We start from the raw sequence: 4,076 nt of genomic DNA on the forward strand, positions 1-4,076 counted from the left end.
ACAAGTGCAGCTCCTTTATAGAATAACAAGGTAGCATTGCCTGGTTCTTGCTTTAACCCTTTGTTGATATACTCTAATGCCATGGTATAGGCGCCTTCTTCAAGGCACATAGAACCCGCATAGAGGTAGGGTTGTATCAGCGTTGGCTGTTGTGCTATAACATGATCGAATACAATCAACGCACTGTCTGGATTGCTTTGATAGTAATAGGCTAAACCTAAATAAGCTTCTATCTCCGGACTGGGCTGTTGTGCCAGTATAGCAAGTATATCTTTTTGCGCCTGCTTGTAGTCACCGGCATCCATACATACAGACGCACGCCAGCGCAGCAACTCTGCATTGCCCGGGTTCTGGTCGAGAAACTCGTTGAGGTCGGTAAGCTGTGCTGCATGATCGCCCAGCTCCTGGTTAATATATACTCTCAGTAACTTCGCCTGTGGGTCGGGCACCTTCGCTATATATTGGTTTATATCGCGGAGTGAGTTTTGAAAATCTTTGGCACCGTAATAAGCATACGCACGCTTATATAGTATACGGTAGTCATCTTCACTCTTCAGCTTCGATTTATCAATAATCTTATCGTATAACTTGATCGCCCCGGCAAAGTCTTCACGTGCTACCAATGTATCCGCATAAGTCTCCCATGCCAATGCATCGTTTGCCTGGTTGTTCTGACCTGCTACAAAAAAAGAACTCATCACCAAAAGGATGGTGATGAGTCTGGATATTTTACAACTCATTTGTTACGACTGTTTTCCAAAGCGTTTACGATCCGTCTCATTCAAGTAGATTTTACGTAAACGAATAGATTTAGGTGTCACTTCAACATATTCATCTGACTGAATATATTCCAACGCTTCTTCCAATGAGAATTTCACCGGAGGTGCAATACGCATTTTTTCGTCAGCACCGGAAGCACGCATGTTGGTGAGCTTCTTGGTTTTAGTAACGTTGATCACGAGGTCACCGCTGCGGCTGTGTTCGCCAATTACCTGACCTTCGTATACAGGCTCTCCTGGATCGATAAAGAATTTACCACGATCCTGCAGGTTGTTCAAGCTGTAAGCAATCGCTTCACCTTGTTCCATCACGATCAATGAACCATTGATACGTCCTGGTATTTCACCTTTGTATGGTTGATATTCCTTGAAGCGGTGGGTAACAATCGCCTCACCTGCCGTAACGTTCAGCAAGTAATTACGCAAGCCGATGATACCGCGTGAAGGAATCGTAAACTTCAATATCATACGATCGCCTTTCGGTTCCATGTTTGCCATTTCACCTTTGCGTTGTGATACTGTTTCGATCGCTTTACCGGCATCTGTTTCAGGAAGGTCGATCGTCAATTCTTCAACAGGCTCTGACTTCACGCCATCAACTTCTTTGAAAATTACCTGAGGCTGTCCGATCTGCAATTCGTATCCTTCTCTGCGCATGGTTTCGATCAATACAGACAAGTGAAGTACACCACGTCCGAATACCATGAATGAATCGGCAGAACCAGTATCTCCTACGCGAAGCGCGAGGTTCTTTTCTAATTCTTTGTCAAGTCTTTCCTTAATATGACGTGACGTTACAAATTTACCTTCTTTACCATAGAACGGTGAGTTGTTAATGGTAAAGAGCATGCTCATGGTAGGCTCATCGATCGTGATCGCCTTCATGGCTTCCGGCTTTTCAGGATCCGCTACGGTATCTCCGATTTCAAATCCTTCCAAACCTACCAATGCACATATTTCACCGGCCTTTACTTCTTCTACTTTTTGTTTTTCAAAACCTTCGAATACATACAGGTCTTTGATACGCGACTTCACGATCGCTTTTGTATCACGCTTGATCAACGCGATTGGCTGACCAGTCTTGATCGATCCGCGGTGTACGCGTCCGATTGCCACACGACCTATATAAGAGGAATATTCCAGTGATGTGATCAGCATCTGTGTAGCACCTTCTTCTACTTTCGGAGCAGGTATATATTGGATGATACCATCCAGCAACGGTGTGATGCTATCGGTAGGAGTTTTCCAATCTGTACTCATCCAGCCTTGTTTTGCTGAACCATAGAATGCAGGGAAATCCAATTGATCTTCGTTCGCATCCAACTGGAACATGAGTTCGAATACTTGCTCATGTACTTCGTCAGGCGTACAGTTTTTCTTATCTACTTTATTGATAACCACAATCGGCTTCAGACCGAGTTGTAGTGCTTTCTGCAATACGAAACGGGTTTGAGGCATTGGTCCTTCAAAGGCATCTACCAGCAACAAGCAGCCATCGGCCATGTTGAGTACACGCTCTACTTCGCCACCAAAGTCGCTGTGACCAGGTGTATCGATCACGTTGATCTTGTAGTCCTTGTAACGTACTGATACGTTCTTCGCCAGGATCGTAATACCGCGTTCACGCTCCAGGTCATTGCTGTCCATGATCAGCTCGCCAGGGTTCTCGTGGTCTTTAAAAAGTTTACCGGCCATGAGCAGTTTATCCACCAAAGTGGTTTTACCGTGGTCAACGTGGGCAATAATCGCGATGTTCCTGATCTTATTAACGTCCATAAATCCTCAAATTCCTCGTTTTTCTTGAATTGAGGCGCAAAGATAGTTCTTTTTGCGGCACTCTCTATACCTCGCTCCGAACTGTTTGCTTTTTAACACACGGTTTCTTAAAAATATATTCGTTCACTCCCATCCCGAAAGGTATTTTCCCTTCCGATGAAACATTATTGGGGTCATTTACGATTTGGCTTACTATTATTACTGATATAACTTTTTAAAAAACACAGATGACCAAGCGCGTTAAATTCGATTTCGAGATTTATTTCACGAACGGTGGCGGTATCAAAGGAGAAGATTTCCGGCTGGACATTGCCGGTGATGACATTACCGACAAGGAACTCGCGGATTACCTGGTGAACGATATGCGTTTGCTGATGGTGGGCGAAACCCGTATTCTTAACAAAGAGATCATCACCGAGAAACATAAACGAAAACCGTTTAACGCTATAGCAGAGAAAAGTCTGCTCATCGACCTGAGTCATACTATCGAGAATGGTTTGGTGACCTATAAAGGTTTACCGGCTCCAATCATCTGCGACTATCTGAGTCGTGAAGACTCGAAGAAATTTTATGATGAAGGAACACAATTCCAGATTGGCAAGATTGAAATGGTAACAAACACCGGCACGTATGTAGACTGTCCCTTCCATCGCTTTGAACATGGTAAAGATCTTTCGGAAGTTCCGTTGGAAGCTTTCGCTGATTTAACGGGTATAGTGATTCATATACCTTTCCGGGAAACACTGGCTATTACTGTGGATCATGTACGCAACTATGAAATTCGTAATCGTGCTGTATTGTTACATACAGGCTGGGGTGATGCTCATTGGAACACCGAGAAGTATTATGAGAACCATCCGTTCGTTACCCAAGAAGCAGCCGAATATTTACGCGACTGCCAGGTAAAACTGGTGGGCATCGACTCGCATAATATTGACGACACGCGTGGCAAGAGCCGGCCCACACACACTACATTGTTAGGAGCCGATATACTGATCGTAGAACATCTCTGCAATTTATCGCTCTTACCGGATGATGGATTTACTTTTAGTGCCGTGCCTCCTAAATTTAAAGGCGCTGGTACATTTCCGGTGCGCGCTATGGCGAGATTGAACGCCTAACGCTAACTATATATTCAACTATATTTCAAATCGATTGATCACAATGAAAAAACTGCATTTATTATTTATACTCCTTGTTACATTCTCTGCAGGCACAGCACAGCCCTTTGAAGGAAAGATTGTATACCAGAACAAGTATAAAAGCAAACTGCCCAATGTTACAGACGATCAGTTTACGATGATGATGGGCGATAAGCAGGATTACTTTATAAAAGGTGGCAACCACAAAACAAACACGAACGGCACGTTCTTTCAATGGCAGATATACTTGCAGAAAGACAACAAGCTTTATAACAAGATGGCCAGTTCGGAGTCACTCTTCTGGATCGATGGTGCCGTAAATGCAGATGAAGTAATCAAAGCCGAAGTAAAAAAAGGAGCCGCTGAAATACTGGGATAT

At 43.9% G+C, this 4,076-nt stretch carries 3 protein-coding genes and 1 pseudogene; 2 read left to right on the forward strand and 2 right to left on the reverse strand.

Annotation, left to right across the window (positions count from 1 at the left end; translation table 11 throughout):
• Window positions 1-698 (reverse strand): tetratricopeptide repeat protein (locus tag VIN08_RS10320; protein WP_331964149.1); only part of this gene is annotated, 698 nt, incomplete at its 3' end.
• Between the two features lie 45 nt (window positions 699-743).
• Window positions 744-2,555: a translational GTPase TypA gene (gene typA / locus VIN08_RS10325; RefSeq protein WP_331964152.1), complete on the reverse strand. Its 1,812-nt coding sequence runs from the start codon at window positions 2,553-2,555 to the stop codon at window positions 744-746.
• A gap of 227 nt (window positions 2,556-2,782) precedes the next feature.
• Here typA and VIN08_RS10330 point away from each other — a divergent pair, with 227 nt between their 5' ends.
• Window positions 2,783-3,676, forward strand: coding sequence for a cyclase family protein (locus VIN08_RS10330; protein ID WP_331964155.1), 894 nt, complete (start codon window positions 2,783-2,785; stop codon window positions 3,674-3,676).
• A 43-nt stretch (window positions 3,677-3,719) separates the two neighbouring features.
• Window positions 3,720-4,076, forward strand: a pseudogene (locus tag VIN08_RS10335) (hypothetical protein); the annotation flags it as partial.

This window comes from Ohtaekwangia sp., assembly GCF_036568665.1.
Classification (GTDB): domain Bacteria; phylum Bacteroidota; class Bacteroidia; order Cytophagales; family Cyclobacteriaceae; genus Ohtaekwangia.